At 73.2% G+C, this 17,049-nt stretch carries 15 protein-coding genes; 5 read left to right on the top strand and 10 right to left on the bottom strand.

Annotated elements, in window-relative coordinates; genetic code table 11:
- Window positions 1–35 precede the first annotated feature (35 nt).
- The 3 genes from V3T34_RS10870 (at window position 36) to V3T34_RS10880 (ending at window position 1,053) form a co-directional block, all read left to right on the top strand.
- Complete coding sequence (locus V3T34_RS10870; protein ID WP_305076715.1) at window positions 36–221, top strand: YegP family protein; 186 nt, start codon at window positions 36–38, stop codon at window positions 219–221.
- A 142-nt stretch (window positions 222–363) separates the two neighbouring features.
- On the top strand, window positions 364–687 hold the full coding sequence (locus V3T34_RS10875; RefSeq protein WP_305076714.1) for a hypothetical protein: 324 nt from the start codon (window positions 364–366) through the stop codon (window positions 685–687).
- 171 nt (window positions 688–858) lie between these two features.
- A complete protein-coding gene (locus V3T34_RS10880; RefSeq protein ID WP_060848604.1) occupies window positions 859–1,053 on the top strand; it encodes a hypothetical protein in 195 nt (64 codons plus the stop codon).
- A gap of 29 nt (window positions 1,054–1,082) precedes the next feature.
- Here V3T34_RS10880 and V3T34_RS10885 read toward each other — a convergent pair whose 3' ends face one another.
- The 10 genes from V3T34_RS10885 to V3T34_RS10930 form a co-directional block, all read right to left on the bottom strand.
- Window positions 1,083–1,547 (bottom strand): NUDIX hydrolase, encoded by a 465-nt coding sequence (locus V3T34_RS10885; protein WP_305076713.1) that lies wholly within the window; start codon window positions 1,545–1,547, stop codon window positions 1,083–1,085.
- Window positions 1,548–1,650: 103 nt separating this feature from the next.
- Window positions 1,651–2,817, bottom strand: a complete 1,167-nt coding sequence (locus V3T34_RS10890) for an ABC transporter permease (RefSeq protein ID WP_305076712.1) — start codon at window positions 2,815–2,817, stop codon at window positions 1,651–1,653.
- Window positions 2,814–3,839 (bottom strand): ABC transporter permease, encoded by a 1,026-nt coding sequence (locus V3T34_RS10895; RefSeq protein WP_305076711.1) that lies wholly within the window; start codon window positions 3,837–3,839, stop codon window positions 2,814–2,816. The genes V3T34_RS10890 and V3T34_RS10895 overlap by 4 nt, the downstream gene beginning before the upstream one ends.
- Window positions 3,836–5,719: an ABC transporter substrate-binding protein gene (locus V3T34_RS10900; RefSeq protein ID WP_305076710.1), complete on the bottom strand. Its 1,884-nt coding sequence runs from the start codon at window positions 5,717–5,719 to the stop codon at window positions 3,836–3,838. Before V3T34_RS10900 ends, V3T34_RS10895 begins: the two co-directional genes overlap by 4 nt.
- Window positions 5,716–6,597: a hypothetical protein gene (locus V3T34_RS10905; protein WP_305076709.1), complete on the bottom strand. Its 882-nt coding sequence runs from the start codon at window positions 6,595–6,597 to the stop codon at window positions 5,716–5,718. Before V3T34_RS10905 ends, V3T34_RS10900 begins: the two co-directional genes overlap by 4 nt.
- A gap of 45 nt (window positions 6,598–6,642) precedes the next feature.
- Window positions 6,643–8,520: an ABC transporter ATP-binding protein gene (locus V3T34_RS10910; protein ID WP_305076708.1), complete on the bottom strand. Its 1,878-nt coding sequence runs from the start codon at window positions 8,518–8,520 to the stop codon at window positions 6,643–6,645.
- Window positions 8,517–10,493: a glycosyltransferase gene (locus V3T34_RS10915; protein WP_305076707.1), complete on the bottom strand. Its 1,977-nt coding sequence runs from the start codon at window positions 10,491–10,493 to the stop codon at window positions 8,517–8,519. The genes V3T34_RS10910 and V3T34_RS10915 overlap by 4 nt, the downstream gene beginning before the upstream one ends.
- Complete coding sequence (locus V3T34_RS10920; protein ID WP_305076706.1) at window positions 10,490–11,587, bottom strand: glycosyltransferase family 4 protein; 1,098 nt, start codon at window positions 11,585–11,587, stop codon at window positions 10,490–10,492. The genes V3T34_RS10915 and V3T34_RS10920 overlap by 4 nt, the downstream gene beginning before the upstream one ends.
- Window positions 11,584–12,828 carry a glycosyltransferase gene (locus V3T34_RS10925; protein ID WP_305076705.1) on the bottom strand — a complete coding sequence of 415 codons (1,245 nt, stop codon included), beginning with the start codon at window positions 12,826–12,828 and terminating at the stop codon, window positions 11,584–11,586. The genes V3T34_RS10920 and V3T34_RS10925 overlap by 4 nt, the downstream gene beginning before the upstream one ends.
- Window positions 12,829–12,855: 27 nt before the next feature.
- The gene (locus V3T34_RS10930; RefSeq protein WP_305076704.1) at window positions 12,856–14,070 is read right to left on the bottom strand and encodes a glycosyltransferase family protein; all 1,215 of its coding nucleotides are present in this window, start codon (window positions 14,068–14,070) and stop codon (window positions 12,856–12,858) included.
- A 340-nt stretch (window positions 14,071–14,410) separates the two neighbouring features.
- Between V3T34_RS10930 and atzD the strand changes: the two genes are divergently transcribed.
- Both atzD and V3T34_RS10940 read left to right on the top strand, forming a co-directional pair.
- Window positions 14,411–15,514 carry a cyanuric acid amidohydrolase gene (gene atzD, locus V3T34_RS10935; RefSeq protein WP_331369163.1) on the top strand — a complete coding sequence of 368 codons (1,104 nt, stop codon included), beginning with the start codon at window positions 14,411–14,413 and terminating at the stop codon, window positions 15,512–15,514.
- Between the two features lie 81 nt (window positions 15,515–15,595).
- Window positions 15,596–17,023, top strand: coding sequence for a TIGR04222 domain-containing membrane protein (locus V3T34_RS10940; protein WP_305076702.1), 1,428 nt, complete (start codon window positions 15,596–15,598; stop codon window positions 17,021–17,023).
- Window positions 17,024–17,049 lie beyond the last annotated feature (26 nt).

A 17,049-nucleotide genomic window follows, 5' to 3' on the forward strand; every position in this document is an offset into this window, starting at 1 on the left:
TCCATCCCTCATGTCATCCAGGCAGGAGACCGCCGATGCGCTTCGAACTCTATCGCGACGGCAAGGGCGAGTGGCGCTGGCGCCTGCGGGCCGAGAACGGCGAGGTGGTGGCCGATTCGGGCGAGGGCTACGTCCGCCGCGAGAATTGCGAGCACGGCATCGCGCTGGTGAAGGGGGCGACCAACGCCCGGGTGGTCGACATGACGCTCAAGATCGCCTGAGGGTGGGCCGGGATCCGTTCGATCGACGATCGGTCCCGTTCACCATCCGACGGAGCGGGCGCAACGCTTTCCCGCCTCCGTGCGTTTCAGCCGTCCATGCCTCGATCGCGAGGCGACCGCCTCTCCCGGGAGGCCTTCTTGCATGAGTAGGACCGACGACGTGCTGAAGACCGTGATTCTGGCGGCCGGACTGATCCTGGGCGGCGCGGCCGCCATGCCGCAGGGCGCGAGCGCCGCTCCGCTGAGCGAGAGCGCCGCCCCGGCGGCGACCTCCGCGCCGACCGCCTGGGCGCAGTACGGCTATTACGGCCGTCACCGCCACTGGGGCCACCGCGGCTACGGCTACGGCCACCGTCGCCATTTCGGCCCCGGCTACGGCTTCCGCGGCCCGCGCCACTTCGGGCACCGCCACTGGGGCCATCGCGGCTACGGCTACGGCCCGCGCGGCTACTACCGCGGCTTCTGAGCCGAGGGACTTAAGCCACACCGATTAGGCGGTCGCCCCATGCGGGGCGGCCGTGCCGCATTGTCGCCGCATCCGTGACCATGGTTGGTAGAGCTTGGCCGTTCCGGCGGCCCAAGCTTGGCTCATGGCCGGCCCGTCACCGCGCGGGCCCGCCCACCAAGGGAACCCGGAATGCCCCATACCCTCAACGAACGCCGCCGCCGCCTCGAGGCCCAGCTCGAGGATTACGAGCGGACGCTCGCCGAGATCCGCTCCTCCGCGGGCCTGGGCGCCAACAGCCGCGCCCTCCAGCTCCAGCATGCCCGCCTGATCTCGCAGGCGCGCACCGAACTCGCCTCGCTCGACGCCGAGGAGGCCGCTCTCTAGCGGCGGAGCCTCCTTTCGGTCCCGCGGCTTTACGCGGGACCCTCCAGGGCGGAGCGCGCCGCGTCGTAATAGGCCAGGATGTCCTGGGGGTAGACCTGCATCGGCGGTACCGCGAGCTCGGTCCGCGACCACCAGCGGTGCTCGGCCAGGACCTCGACCTCGTTCTCCGTCCAGCCGTCGCGGGAGAGGGGATCGGTCCCCGCCCGCAACGCGAAGAAGCGCTCCTCCGCCCGGACCCATTCGCCGTCCTGCATCCGCATGACGAAGCGGCAGGCACCGACCTCGGGCGCCGTCTCCGGGCAGGTCAGCCCGGTCTCCTCCCGCAATTCCCGGATCGCGGCCTCGGCGAAGCTCTCGCCGGGCTCGACGCCGCCGCCCGGCGTCGCCCAGTATTCCTCGCCGGCGAGCGCCCCGCCGCGGAAGGCGAAACGGAACAGGAGCAGCCGGTCCTCGCCGTCGAGGACGAGGAGCCGGGAGGCGGGGCGTTCGCGCATCGCTCGAGCATTTTCCGACGAAGTGGAAACCAGTTCGTCGCAGAAAATGCGACCTGACAAAGACGGAGAGACCTTCGCGATTGCAACGCGATCGTGAAGCTCTCTAGTGGTACGGATCGGCAGCGTCGCGTAGGCCGTCGCCCAGGAAGTTGAAGGCCAGTACCACGATCACCACCGGCAGGATCGGCGCCAGCAGCCAGGGATGGAGCTGCACCGCGGCGAGGTTCTGCGCCTCGTTGAGGAGCACGCCCCAGCTCGTCACCGGCGGGCGCAGGCCCAGGCCGAGGAACGACAGCGCGGTCTCGCCGAGGATCATCGAGGGGATCGACAGCGTCGCCGAGGCGATCAGGTGGCTCATGAAGTTCGGGATCAGATGCCGGGCGATGATCCGGGTCTTCGAGGCGCCCATCAGCTCGGCGGCGCGGACGTAATCCTCCTCGCGCAGGGCCAGGAGCTTCGAGCGTACCGCCCGCGCGAGGCCCGGCCAGTCGAGGAGCCCGAGGATCAGCGTGATGCCGAAGAAGACCAGGATCGGGCTCCAGTTCGGCGGCAAAGCCGCCGAGAGCGCGAGCCAGAGCGGCAATTCGGGCAGCGAGCGCAGGATCTCGATCACCCGCTGGATCACGTTGTCGACCCAGCCGCCGAGATAGCCGGCGAGCCCGCCGAAGAAGAGCCCCAGCGCGAACGACACCGCGATGCCGACGAGGCCCACCGTGAGCGAGATCCGGGTGCCCGAGACGATCCGCGAGAGGAGATCGCGCCCGAGCCGGTCGGTGCCGAGCAGGAACATCGTGCCGTTCTCGGGCGGGCAGACGAGGTGCCAGTCGGTGTCGATCAGGCCCCAGAAGGCATAGGCGTCGCCCCGGCAGAGGAAGCGCAGCGGCTGCACTGTCCTGCGGTCCACCGTGTAGTCGCGGTGGAAGGTCTCGATGTTGAAGGTGAAATGGTAGGGATGGGTGTAGGGCCCGACGAACCGGCCCTCGTGGAAGAGGTGGATCGATTGCGGCGGCGCGTAGAGGAAGTCGCCGTGGCGCTTGGCCGGGTTGTAGGGCGCGATCACCTCGACGAACGGGATCAGGGCGTAGAACGCGATCAGGATCAGCCCCGCCGCCACCGCGACCCGGTGCTTGCGGAACTTCCACCAGGTCAGGCGCCAGGACGAGGCGCGGTCGACGGCACTGCTCTCCGCCCCCACCGGTTCGGTGCGGCCGGGGTCGAAGGGCGCGGGATCGACGTAGTGGGGCGGCCGGTCGCGCAACTCCAGGTTCATCGGCCGTCCCCTCCGAGGCGGATGCGCGGATCGAGCCAGGCGAGCAGCAGGTCGGAGATCAGCATGCCGATCACCGTGAGCATCGCCACGAACATCAGGATGAACCCGGCCAGGAACTGATCCTGGCTCTTGAGGGCGGCGAGCAGGATCGGCCCGACGGTCGGCAGGCTCAGCACCAGCGACACCAGCACCGAGCCCGAGATCAGGTGCGGCAGGAGGTTGCCGATATCGGCGATGAACGGGTTGAGCGACATCCGGAACGGGTACTTGATCAGCGCCCGGGTCGGCGGCAGGCCCTTGGCGCGGGCGGTGACGACGTACTGCTTGCCGAGTTCGTCGAGGAGGTTGGCGCGCATCCGCCGGATCATCGCGGCGGTGCCCCCAAGCCCGATCACCAGGGTCGGCACGACGAGGTGGGCCATGAGCGAGCGGACCTTCTCCCAGGTCCAGGGCTGGCCGGCATAGGCGCTGTCGTAGAGCCCGCCGATCGACACGCCGAACCAGCGGTTGGCGTAGAACAGCATCACCAGCGCCAGGAGGAAGGACGGGGTGGCGAGCCCGATATAGCCGATGAAGGTCGCCACATAGTCGCCGAGCGAGTATTGCCGCGTCGCCGAGTAGATCGCGATCGGGATCGAGACGAGGTGGACGAACACCACCACGGCGAGATTGACCACGAGGGTGAGCCAGAGCGCATCGCCCACCACCTCGCGCACCGGGCGATCGTACTCGAACGACCAGCCCCAGTTGCCCTGGATCAGCCCGTTGAAGGCGCCCTCGGGATTGGGCCACAGCCCGATCCAGCGCAGGTACTGCTCCCAGACCGGACGGTCGAGGCCGTATTGCTGCATCAGGAATTGCGCCTTGGCGACGGACGCCGCCTCGCCCTGCGAGCGCAGCTCGGCGATCTGGTTGGTGAGGAAGTCGCCGGGTGGCAGCTTGATGATGACGAAGACCAGCGCCGAAATGACGAGGAGCGTGGCCGCCATGGTGAGGAGGCGGCGGGCGAGGTAGCGGATCACCGCGCGGCCTCCTTCGGGGTCGGGCCCCAGTAGAACTCGTCCATGCGGTAGATGCCGATCAGGGCGGTCGGCTTCCAGCTGTAGGTCTCCTTGTCGGGGACGTTGCGCAGCCGGGTCTTGGCCACGACCGGCTGCAGCGCCCCCGAGACGGTGCCGATCACCCACTGGTTCTCGGCCCGGTTCCGCAGCATCTCGCCCCAGATCTTCGCCTGCTCGGCGTTGTCGGCGGTGGCCATCCAGCGGGCGTTGAGGTCGATCAGCACCTTGGCGGCGGGGATGTCGCAGGCCTCCCCCTCCTTGCCCTTGGTCTCGACGTACTGGCCCCATTTCGGCCAGGCATAGGTGTCCTGGTGGACCGGGGCGAGCTCGTCGGGGGACATGTCGGCGGTCGGCATCGCGAGGTCGAGCCCTTGCGCGGCCACCATCACGGCGGCGCCCGAATAGGCGCGGTTGCGCAATACCGTGCGGTCCTGCGGCTTGACGAACAGCTTGACGCCGACCTCGCGCCAGAACTCCGAGATCAGGGTGAGCCCGTCGGTGAGCATGCTGCTCTCGCCGTCGGTCTCGACCACGATCTCGAGCTCGCGCCCGTCGGGCAGGAGGCGGATGCCGGCGCCGTTGCGCCGGGTCAGGCCGATCTCGTCGAGGAGCCGGGAGGCCTGCCCCGGGTCGTAGCCGGCATTGAGGGTACGGTATTCCGGCCGGTAGAGCGGGCTCTCCTCGACCACCGTGTCGTTGCCCTCGGTGCCGAGCCCGAACAGCAGGGCGTTGTTGAGGGTGCGCCGGTCGATGGCGAGCGACAGCGCGCGGCGGTAGCGCAGGTCGCGGTTGAGCGCGCGCCAGACCGGGTCGGTGACGGTCATGTTGGGGTAGAGCGCCAGCTCCGAGCCGCGGGCGGTCGGCCAGAGGTGGGTCCGGTACCCTTTGGCGCGCTCGCCCTCGCGCAGGATCGGGATGTCCTCCATGTTGAGGCCGCGAAACAGGAGGTCGGCCTCGCCGGCATTGGCCTTGGCGGCGAGCAGGCCCCCGGCGGCCACGTCCATGTTGACCTTGTCGAGATAGGGCAGCTGCTGCCCGTTGGTGTCGACCCGGTGGTAGTAGGGATTGCGCACGAAGACGAAGCGGGCGGCGGGCGCGGTGTTGGTCACGCGCCAGGGCTGGAGGGTCGGCAGGTCGGGGTTGGTCTGCTCGAACATCGCGTCGAGCCGGTTGTGCAGCGCCGCCCAGCCCTTGACCTTAGCCTGCTTCACCAGGGGCTCGATCTCGGCCTTGGGCGTGTACTTGACGTTGAACTTCTTCAGGTAGTGCGCCGGACGGTAGATGAAGGGATCGCGCGGGGAGGCGAGCTCCGGCAGGAAGCGCGGGTTCGGCTTGTCCCAGGTGAAGCGGACGTGCAGCGGGTCGAGCACCTCGAAGCGCGGCAGCTGCCCGTCGACCAGCATGAATTCCGGCGGGCCGGACGGGCTCAGCTCCTTGTTGAGCGCCACGTCCTCCCACCAATAGCGGATGTCCTCGGCGGTGAAGGGCTGGCCGTCGGACCAGCGATGGCCGTCGCGGATCGTGAAGGTATAGACCTTGTCGCCGTCGTTCTCGAATTTTTCGAGGATGTCGGCCTTCAGCCCCAGCGTCTCGTCGTAGCCGACGAGGCGGGTGTAGCTGTAGGTCGAGATGTAGCGGATGTCCCGGGCCTTCGAGACCAGGGTGACGAGGTCGCCGCCCGGCTTGCCGACCTGGCGGCCGTGGGCGACGGGATCGACGACCAGGGGTTGCTTGGGCAGGCGGTCGGACGGGGATTCGGCGAGGGCCGTGCTACCGAGCAAGGGTAGCAAAATGGCCAGAACGGCAGTGCGTGTGAAAGGGCGTCGGATCCCAATCGTCATGTCCCGTCCCTCCCGTGCAGGCGCACCCAGGTGATGCGGGTGGGCGAGTAGCCGGTCGCGGCGTGCAGGTCGTCGAAGGCGTGGGTGGCGGCGATCGCCGCGCGGGCTCCTTCCGCCTCCGGGTCGTCGGGCCGGTAGACGAACTCGCGGCCGTTGCGGCGCCAGCGCACCGGCTCGCCGGAGCGGGGGGCGGTCAGCATCGCGATGGTCGGGAAGGCGGGCCCGCCGTGGGCGTGGAGCCGGTGGGCGGCGGCGTCGTCGTCGAAGACGAGGCGCGTCAGGCCGCGCTCGCGGGCCTCCAGCACCCGGCGGGCCTGGCTGATGTGGTCGTCGAAGAAGCCCACCGCCCGGTCCGGGTCGAGGCGCGGCAGGCTCACGGTCGACCAGTCGACGGCGTGGTAGCGCGCGCGCGGATCGCGGTAGCGCAGGCCCGAGAGGTCGGGATCGAAGCAGAAGATCTCGGCCTGCGGGCAGGCCTGGCGCATCACCCAGGTGGTCAGCCCGCGAAACACCCCCGACTCGACGATCACCTCGGGGGCGAGCGCCCGCATCAGCACGTAGAGCTGGAGCGCGCCGTTGAAGCCGTTGCCGCCGCGCTTCTGCGCGACCGGCGCCGTCGCGATAAGGTCCCAGAAGGTCGCGACCGCGGATGCCGCGCCGCCCGGCAGGGCGAGCCCGGCCTGCGCCAGGTCCGCGTCGAGGCGCGCGGCGGCGGCGGCGATCAGCGCGTCGGTCTCCGGCCCGGAGAGCGGGCGGTGGTTCCAGTCCGACACCGCCGGGACGAGATCGTAGCCGAGGCGGTCGAACAGGCGGCCGAGGAAGCGGCGGCGGAGCCGCTCGACGAGGGGGTGGGGGCGGAGGGCGGCACCGTTCGACATCGGGGGCTCTATCGGGGTCTCGTACGTCAGGTCGGGCGGCGTGGTTCAGGCAGCTTGCCGGCTCGCCGGGCCGGCGACCCGGACGCGGTGCCCGGGCTCGATCTCGGTCATGGTGCCGGCCGCGCCGCCGGTGAGTCGGTAGGGCTCGGGCCAGCTCGCCGGGTCGGAGAACCGGTCGCTCATCAGGAGTTTCAGGTCGAGGGGGTGGTCGAGGTCGGGCTCGGGCACGGCGGCGAGGAGCGCCCGGGTGTAGGGGTGGGCTGGGTTCTTGAAGAGCGCGTCCTTCGACGCCTCCTCGACGATGTAGCCCCGGCACATGACGGCGATCGTATCGGCGATGTAGTCGACCACCGCGAGGTTGTGGGAGACGAACAGGTACGAGACGCCGAGGCTCGCCTGCAGGTCCTTCAGGAGGTTGAGCACCTGCGCCTGGACCGAGACGTCGAGGGCCGAGACCGGCTCGTCGCAGAGCAGCACCCGGGGCTTCAGGGCGAGCGCCCGGGCGATGCCGAGGCGCTGGCGCTGGCCGCCCGAGAAGGCATGCGGGTAGCGCCGCAGGGACGCCTGGTCGAGCCCGACCATGTCCAGGAGTTCCTTGGCGCGCTCGTAGCGCTCGTCGGCGGTGCCGACGCCGTGGATGCGCAGGGGCTCGGTCAGGAGCTCGTAGACCGTCATGCGCGGGTTGAGCGACGAGAACGGGTCCTGGAACACGAACTGGACCGCCCGGCGAAAATCCTTCAGCTCCCGGTCCTTGAGGGCGAAGACGTCGCGGGGGCCGCGCCCCGAGCCGTCGTCGAAGGTCACGGTGCCGGCGTCCGGCCGCAGGGCCCGCATCACCACCTTCGACAGGGTGGTCTTGCCGCAGCCCGACTCGCCGACGAGGCCGAGCGTTCGGCCCGGATGCAGGCTCAAGGACACGCCGTTGACGGCGTTGATGGTGCGGGTCTTCCCCTTGAACCAGCCCGAGCGCAGGGTGAAGGACTTGCGCACGCCCTCGATGGCCAGGAGCGGTCCGGCCGGATCGGGCCGGTGCGGCTCGCCGGCCTTGCGGGCGAGCACCGCGCTCCTCACCTCGCGGATCGGGGTCAGCCGCTCGCCGGGCGCCATGTGGAAGCGCGGCACCGCCCGCATCAGGGCCTTGAGGTAGGGATGGCCGGGATGGCGGAAGATCTCCTCCCGCGAGCCCGCCTCCATCACCCGGCCGCGATACATCACCACCACGTCGTCGGCCATGTTCGCCACCACCCCGAGGTCGTGGGTGATGAGCAGCATCGCCATGCCGGTCTCGGCCTGCAGCTCGCGCATCAGCTCCAGGATCTGTGCCTGCGTGGTGACATCGAGCGCCGTGGTCGGCTCGTCGGCGATGAGGAGCGCCGGCCTCGTGATCAGCGCCATCGCGATCATCGCGCGCTGGCGCAGCCCCCCGGACAATTCGAACGGGTAGGTGACGAGCGCCCGCTTCGGATCCGGGAAGCCGACGCGGTCGAACACCTCGATCGCCCTCGCCCTGGCCTGGTCGGCCGAGACGTCGGCGTGGAGGCGCAGGGCCTCGGTGACCTGGTCGCCGACGGTGTGGAGCGGCGACAGCGAGGTCATCGGCTCCTGGAAGATCATCGCGATGCGCCCGCCGCGCAGGGCCTGCATGCGGGCGGAATCGGCCTTGAGCGCCGCGATGTCGGTGCCGCCGGCGGGACCCGCCGGATCGGAGAGGCGGATGCTCCCGCCAGAGATCCGCGCGACCTTCGGCAGGATCTGCAGGATCGCCTGCGCGGTGACCGACTTGCCCGAGCCCGACTCACCGACGAGCGCCACGGTGCGGCCCGCCGGCACGTCGAGGGACAGGCCGTCGACCGCCCGGAACGCGCCGGAATCGGTCGAGAAATCGACCCGGAGGTCGCGGATCGACAGGAGCGGAGCCGTCATCCTGATGCCGTGCTGTCCTCTCGGGGCGGGGGCGCCCCCGGATCACCGCGGAAGATAGGGCCCGGTTGTGACACGGGCAGCGGCGGGTTCGCAAACAATGCGGCGGCGCGCGATATTGTCGGAGGCCAGCTTTTGGCCGCACGATCCGCGAGGCGGTCGAGGAAACGGGCGCAGAACGCCCAGGTCGCGTCGTCCTGCACGAGGTGATGGGTGAGGAGCCCGACCGGGCCGCCGCCCGCGACCGCCGCGGCCGCCCGGTCGATCACGCCGTCCGGGTCGGCGAGCCCGCCGCCGGAGCGCCAGGCCACCGGGTCAACCGCCGCATGGGCCTGGACCAGGCCGGGCACCGGGGCGACGGGGGCTGCGGCCGAGAGGCCGCGATAGCCGATCCCCGGCAGAATCCCGGGCAGGTCGGGGGCGAGACGGTTCCAGGGCGGCACCAGCACCGGCAGCAGGCGGGGGCCGAGGCGGGCGCGGGCGAGCGCCAGGGCCTCGGCGGCGTCGGCCCGCAAGACCGCGAGGGGGCGGTGGGGGCCGAACTCGGCCTTCCTGGCGCCCGGCGGGGCGTGGTCGGCGTGGGCGAGACCGTGGACCAGGAGGTCGACCCCGGCTTCGTCGGCGAGCCGCGCCGCCAGCGACGGCTCGGCCCGGGCCGGCACCGCGGCGAGCGCCACCGGCCAGCCGGTGCGGGCCGCCAGGGCGAGCAGGCGATCGAGGGCCGGGGTGTGGGCGACCGCGTCGTCGTCGCGCCACCAGAGCGCGATCGCGCGGCCTTCGCCCGCGGCGCGGTCCAGCGCCTCGGTGAGGGGAGTGAAGTCGATGGATGGAGGAAGGCTGAGATGGGAACCGGCGCCATCCCGCATCGCCGCGACGATCGCCACGCTCCGCCGTGCCCCGTCGCACGCGATGGCGTGGCGCACGCCCGGCAGCGGAGCGGCCTGGACCGCCCCGGCCAGGCTCTCGGCCGTCAGCGCGCCCTCCGGCAGCACCCGGGCGAGGCCGTGGGCCGCGAGGGTGTCGGCGCGCAGGCGCTGCTCCGTCTCGTGGCCGGCCTCGAACGGCACCAGCACGGCCGGGCAGCCGCTCCGCAGGAGGTCGAGCACGGTGTTGTAGCCGGCTTGGCTGACGGACAGCGCCGCCCCGGCGAGCAGCGCGCGGAAATCCGGCCGCGCCCGCTCGACCACCGCGTTCGCGGGCGCGGCGTCCCGCAGGGCGGCGAAGGCCGGCTCGGGCACGGCGCGGCCGACGAGGATGCGCCAGGACAGGCCGGGCGTGAGGATGGCGGCGGCGACCGCGGCTTCCTGCAGCGGCAGGCCGGCGGCGCTCGACCCGCCCGAGACGACGATGCCGGATCGCGGACCGTTCGGCGCGGGCACGGCCTCGCCGTCGTCGACGTAGCCGGTGTAGCGCAGGCGCGGGGCCAGATCCGGCGTGACCGGCCAGGAGGCGTCGAGCGGCAGGAAGGCGGGATCGCCGTGGACCAGCACGGCGTCGTAGGCGGTCAGGCGCGCATGGGTGGCGGCGATGCGATCCGGGCGGCTCGGGGTCGCCAGGATGTCGCGGATCGACGCGAGGAGCAGGGGGCGGGGAACGGCCGCCCGCACGGCCTCGACCAGCGCCTCGAATTCCGGTGCCAGCACCCGGCGTCCGAACGGGTAGAGCTCGGTGATCACCGCGTCGGGTGCGGCCTCGGCGAAGGCGGCGACGAGGCCGTCGCGGCGCGCGGCCAGGCGCTCCGCCGACACGGGCGCGCCGTCGGGATCGAGCAGCGTGGTGAAGGCGGTGCCGACGATGCGCAGGGGCGGCAGCTGCACCAGGCGCACGCCGTCGAGGCGCGGCAGGGCCGCGGGCATCCCGCCCGACACCAGCGTCACCGCGTGGCCGGCGCCCGCGAAGGCCCGCGCCAGGGCGGCCGCCCGGGTCAGGTGCCCGGCGCCCAGCAGGTGCGTGACGGCGATCAGGATCCGGCTCATGCCCGGGGTGCCTGCAGGAGGGGGGAGAGCGTGTCGCGCAGGATCGCGGCGGCCCGGTCGAGGCTGCGCTCCTCGCGCACGAAGGCGAGGGCGCCCGCGCGCATCGCGGCGAGCCGGTCGGGTCGGTCGGCGAGGGTGCGGATCGCGGCGGCGAGGGCGGCCGCGTCGCCGGGGGGCGTCACCCGGCCGGTCAGCCCGTCCCGCACCACGTCCGGCACGCCGCCATAGGCGCCGGCCACCACCGGGCAGCCATGGGCCTGCGCCTCCAGGAGCGCCATGCCGTAGGCCTCGTTGACGGCCGGCCAGACCAGGAGGTCGGCGGTGGCGTAGAGGGTCGAGAGCGCATCGGGCGCCACCGCGCCGTGCCGGCGCACCCGGGCGCCGAACGGGGCGAGCAGGTCCGTCACCGCCGCCGCGGCCGGACCGTCGCCGGCGACGTCGAGGGTCCAGTCGAGGTCGCCGAGCCGCGCCAGCGCCTCGGCCAGCAGCCGGTAGGAGGCGAGCTTGTCGCCTTCGCGCATCATCGCGACGGTGAGGAGGCGCAGGGGACCGCGCACCCGGTCGGCCGCTCCGGTCGGCCACTCCGCCAAGTCGAGGAAGGGCGGCAGTTCCGCCAGCCCCTGGCGCGCCGGCCGCGCGGCCTCGAGCGCCGGCCGGTCGCGGCGGTTCATCACCAGGATCAGGTCGGCGGCATCGAGCGCCGCCTCCGCGCCCGCATGGCCCAGCGCGTGCGGGCCGTTCGCGCGCTTGGGCGAACGCGACCCCTCCGCCACCACGTAGGGGATGCCGAACGCCGCGGCGACCGCCGGGCCGATCCAGTCCGGCGCCTTGTAGTAGACGTGGTAGGTGAACCAGAGCGCGGGCGGGTCGGAAGACCAGGCGGCGATCAGGCGTCCGGCCTCGGCCAGCGATTCCTCCCTCACGCCCGGATGCCGCGCCCCGCCGGGATCGCGGGTGCGCAGGGCGCTGGCGACCTCCGGGCCGAAGCCCGCCGCCGCCAGCGCCCGCAGGAGAAGCCGCGCCATCGTGCGCTCGCCGGAGGGCACCGGGTGGTCCGGGGCCTTGAGCGGCGCGTAGAAGGCGACGCGGGTCATCGCCGGGCCGCGTCGCCGAGCAGGCGCGCGACGGTGTCGAACCCGGCCTCGGCGCCGAACTCGGCCTCGAGGCGGGCGAGCGCCGCGGCGGCGAGGCGGGTCCGCTCGGCGGGATCGCGGGCCAGCAGGTTGACGGCGTTCGAGAGCGCGCCCCAGTCGCCCGGCGGCACCAGCCGGCCCTCGATCCCGTCGCGCAGGAATTCGGGGATGCCGGCGAAGTCGGTCGCGACGACGCAGAGCCCCTGCGAGGCCGCCTCCATGATCACGTTGGGCAGCCCGTCCCGGTCGCCCGAGGGCGCGCGCTTGGCCGGCAGCACGAACAGGTCGGCCTCGCGCAGGAGCGCCACCACCTCGGGCTGGGGTTTCGCTCCCAGGAAGACCACCTTCTGGCCGAGGCCGAGCGCGGCGGCCTTGGCCCGCAACGCCGCCAGCTCCTCGCCGCCGCCGACATGGGCGAGGCGCCAGTGCAGGTCCGGCGGCAGGGCCGCGAGGGCGTCCAGAAGGTCGTCGAACCCCTTCTTCGCCACCGCGCGGCCGACGCTGACGACCCGCAGGGGATCGGCCGGGTCCGACCCGTCCCGCGCCGGGCGGGACTCCGGGGGAGGGGGAAACCGCGACAGGTCGAGGCCGTGATAGACGAGCGAGACCCGGTCCGGCCCGGCCGCGACCTCGCGCAGCCGCGCCGCGCCCGCCGCCGTGCAGGTCACCGCGAAGGCGAGGCGGGGATCGTCGAGCTTGCCCGCGAGCTCCCAGTCCGGCGTGGTCCAGATGTCCTTGGCGTGGGCCGAGGCGCTCCATCGCCGCCCGGTCAGCGCGGCGGCGTAGCGTGCCACGGAGGCCGGGGTGTGCAGGTAGTGGACGTGGATGTGGTCGGTCTGTGCCGGCAACTCGCGGGCCAGCACCAGGGCCTGGCCGAGGCGCCGGCCGCGATTGGCGGTGAAGTCCCGGGCGAGGTCGCGGCGGGCGAGCGCCAGGAAGGTCCACAGGCCCGGCCGGCGCAGGGCCGAGACGGCGCCGCGCAGCACCCGCCAGGGCGCCTGGTAGAGGTATTCGGGCAGGTAGGAGACCGGCGCGCGGATCTTGCGGTGCATCGGATGCACGGCGCCGTCATGCGGGCGGCGAAGCGACCAGATCGCGAGGTCGAGGCCCCGCGCCTCGAGCCCCAGCAGCTCCTGGGCGATGAAGGTCTCGGACAGGCGCGGGTAGCCCTTGACGAGGACGGAGATGCGGAGCGGGGGCATACGGTCGGGGGTTCGGGAGAGGAGGGCTTACTCGGCCGCCACGCAGGCGGCGTCGGCGGTGGCGGCGAGACGGCGGATCGCCGGCAGGCCGTCGAGGAGGCCGGGGATCGGCCGCGCGGAGGGGGCGGGCCGGTGCGGCAGGGCGGCGAGCGCCTCCGCCATCCGGGCGGTCTCGTTCGCCGTGGATTCGTCGGCGTCGCCGGGCTCGATCACGCCGACGAGGCCGAGCCGGGCGGCGGCCCGGGCCCGGATCAGCTGCTCGCGCCGGGGCCGGACCCGCGGCAGGATCAGGGACGGACGATCGAAGGACAGGATCTCGCAGAAGGTGTTGTAGCCTCCCATCGCCACCACGCCGGCGGCCCGGCGCATCAACCGCTCCAGCCGGGCATCGAAGCCGAGGGAGGAGAGCCGGGGATGGGCGGCGATGCGGGCGCTCAGGTCGGCCTGCTCGGCCGCCGGGAAGAACGGCCCGAACACCACGAGCGCCGGGTGCTCCAGGGGATGCGCCTCGTAGGCCCGCACCACCGCCTCGACCAGCTCGACCCCGTCGCCGCCGCCGCCCGGAGTGACGAGGAGGAACGGCTCCCGTGCTGCCGCCTCGGAGCCTTCGGGTTCGGGCGCCTCGCGCCGGAGGTAGCCGGTATAGGTCAGGCGCCCGGACACCCCCGCCGGCAGCGTCAGCCCGTCGAGGGGCGCGTAGATCGCCTCGAGGCCGTAGACCCAGAGCGAATCGTAGAGCGGCAGCACCGCGAGCGCGCCCTTGCGCTCCCATTCGGGCGCCAGCAGGTCCGGATCGTCGAGGACGTCGCGCAGGCCCAGCACCAGCCGGCAGCCGCGGGCCTTGAGCCGGTGGAGCGCCGGCAGCACCTCGCCGTGGAAGCCCGCCGGCTCCTTGTCGACGAGGAAGAGGTCGGGATCGAAGCGCTCGGCGACGTGGCGGATCAGGGCGGCGCGGGTCGCCACCACCTCGTCGAGGCCGTGGCCGGGCCCGAGGCTCTGGTACTCGCCGGAGGCGAGCTTGGTCACGCCCGGCAGGCGCCGGCAGGTCACTCCCGGGGCGAACCGGAAGGCGTGGCTCACCGGCGAGCCGGACAGGATCACCACCCGCCGCTCCGGCGCCTCCGCCACCAGCGCGTGCGCGATCGCCCGCGCACGGCGCAGGTGGCCGAGCCCGAACGTGTCGTGCGAGTAGATCAGCACCCGCTGCGGGGACGCGCCGGGCGGGGGGAAGGGGACCCCCATCAGGCGCGCGTCGCGATCCGCGAGGACGCGGCCGTCCCGGCACAGGAACTGGCGGGGGAGCACGCCCGTGCGGACACGGCGGGCCGAATGCGGCTCAACGGGTTCGGCATCGGGTGGCGGCTCTCCCGGGCGCGGGAGCCCAGACTAGCGCATCCGCCCCCAAGCCGGCTACCCGGGCCGCGGGATCGCCCGGCGGTTATGGCCAGGCTTGTGGCGCCGGCGCATCGTCGGCCGCCCGGGACGGCGCATCGGCGCGGGTTGGCGACGAAGTTGCAGGGCGATGCGGGCCCATCTTCCCGCCAAGATCCATCCTCCCGTCAAGAAAAGTCAGGGACCCGCGATGCCCGAATGCCTCGTCTTCCGCGTGCCGACCCGGCACCCCGCCGACGTCTCGGGCCTCGACGCCCTGTTCGCCTCCGGCGCCCTCGCCCCGGAGGAGGTCGTCGCGGTGTTCGGCAAGACCGAGGGCAACGGCTGCGTCAACGACTTCACCCGGTCGCTCGCCGTGATGGCGCTGGAGGCCGCGCTCGGCGCCCGGCTCGGGCTCACCCCGGCCGAGATCGGCGCGCGGGTCGCGCTCGTGATGTCCGGCGGCACCGAGGGCGGGCTCTCGCCCCACCTGCTGGTCGTCGCCCGGCGCGAGGGGGCCGGCGGTCCCGGCACGGCGCTCGCGGTCGGCACCGCCTTCACGGACGACTTTCTCCCCGAGGAGATCGGCCGCATGGCGCAGGTGCGGGCGACCGCCGCGGCGGTGGCGCGCGCCATGGCGGCGGCGGGCCTGACCGACCCGGCCGACGTGCATTTCGTCCAGGTGAAGTGCCCGCTCCTCACCAGCGCCCGCATCCAGGAGGCGGCCGCCCGCGGGCAGGACGTGTCCACCCACGACACCTACGCGTCGATGGGCCTGTCGCGGGGCGCCTCGGCGCTCGGCATCGGGCTGGCGCTCGGCGAGATCCCGGGCGAGGCCCTCGACGATAGCGTGATCGGCACCCGCCCCGACCTTTTCTCGGGTCGCGCCAGCGCCTCGGCGGGGATCGAGCTGATGCGCAACGAGGTGATCGTGCTCGGCAACGCGCCGGGTTGGAGCGGCCCCTTGCGCATCGCCCACCGGGTGATGCGCGACGGCATCGATCTTCCGGCGATCCAGGGCGCGCTCGCCGATCTCGGCCTGCCGGCCTCCGGCCAGCTCCCGCCCGAGGCGGCCGAGCGCGTCGTCGCGCTGCTCGCCAAGGCCGAGCCGACCGGCGACGGGCTGATCCGCGGCCGCCGCCACATCATGAACGACGACAGCGACATCAACGCCACGCGCCACGCCCGGGCGCTGGTCGGCGGGGTCGCCGCCGCGGCGATCGGCCGGACGGACCTGTTCGTCTCGGGTGGGGCCGAGCACCAGGGGCCGGACGGGGGCGGGCCGGTGGCGGTGATCGCGCGGATGAACGGTTAGACGGGGCGCGTCCGGCCGAGCCTTCCGCACCCGGACGCGTTACCCTGACGACGGGGATCACCGTCGGCGTTTGGGGGTGTCATGCCGTGCATCCTGCCCGCAACCTGGTCGGACGCGGAAGGCGCTCTCTGGGCGCGTATCCGGGCGCACCCGTTCGAGCACCCGGACCGGGCCCTCGACTTCACCCGGCGGCTCGCCCGCGACCGGGACTGGTCCCTCGCCTTCGCGCGGGCGGCGGTCGAGGCCTATCGCCGGTTCTGCTTCCTCGCCTGCAACGGCCGCGAGCCGGTCACGCCGAGCGAGGAGGTGGACGAGGTCTGGCACCTCCACCTCACCTATTCGCGCGACTACTGGGAGGTGTGGTGCGGGGCGGTCCTGCGCACCGCCCTCCATCATGAGCCGACCTCCGGCGGGCCGGTGGAGCAGGCCCGCTACGCCCGGCAATACGCCGCGACGCTCGCCCGCCACGAGGCCTATTTCGGCCCGCCCGATCCCGCCCTGTGGCCCGGCGCGGGGGAGCGCTTCGGCCGCCGGCCGCGCTACCGCACCGTCGACACGCGGCGTTCGCTCGTCGTCCCCCGTTCCATCCTCCGCCTGCCGCGCCTCGGCCGGGTCCTGCTGCCGGGGCTCGCCGGGACGCTCCTCCTCGCGCCGCGGCCGGCGCTCGCCCTGCCGCTCAACCCCCTCGACTGGCCGGGACCGCCGTTCCTGTGGCTCGACGGGACGTTGACCGCCGGCGCGCTCCTCGTCGGAATCGTCGCGCGGGCGCGCTGCCGGCAGACCGTGCGATCGGCGCCGGACGCGGATCTCGGCCTGCCCGACCTCGCCTATCTCGCCGGCGGCCCTGACCGGGTGGCCGACGTGACGGCGCTCGCCCTCCACACGTCCGGTGCGGGACGCATCGACCCGCCGCGGGGAATCTGGATCGATGCGCGGGGCATCGCCCTGCCGCCCGACCTCGCGCCCTTCCGGCCGCCGGACGGGCTGACGACCCGCGGCCAGCTGATGCGCAGGCTGAGCGCACCGACCGAGCGGCTGGCGGAGCGGCTCGCCGCGCGCGGCCTGTGCCCGAGCGCCGAGCAGCGCCGCCGGACGCTCGTCGTCTCGCTCGGCGCCGTGGCGCTGGTGCTGGCCCTCGGCCTCGCCAAGGTCGCCTGGGTCGCCGGCACCGGGCGCCCGGTCGGCTATCTCGTCGGCCTGATGATCGCGACGGTCGTCGCCGCGACATTCCTTCACATCCGGCCGATCACCTGCACGACGGCCGGCGCGCGGGCGCTCGAACGCCACCGCGCACGCCACGCCCGCTCCGCCCGGGCGCCCCTGCGCCACGAGATCCCGTTCGCCTTTGCCTTGGGCGGCGCGGCGGCGCTCGCCGGCACCGAACTCGCGTCGCTCCGGCGCTTCTTCGTCACCGACAGCGGAGGCGGCGACAGCAGCGGGAGCGGTGGGGACGGGGGCGGCAGTGGCGGAGGCGGCTGCGGGGGATGCGGGGGTGGGGGCGGCGACTAGAGCATTTTCCGACGAAGCGGATGCCG

Source organism: Methylobacterium ajmalii (assembly GCF_036448855.1).
GTDB classification, from domain to species: Bacteria; Pseudomonadota; Alphaproteobacteria; order Rhizobiales; family Beijerinckiaceae; genus Methylobacterium; species Methylobacterium ajmalii.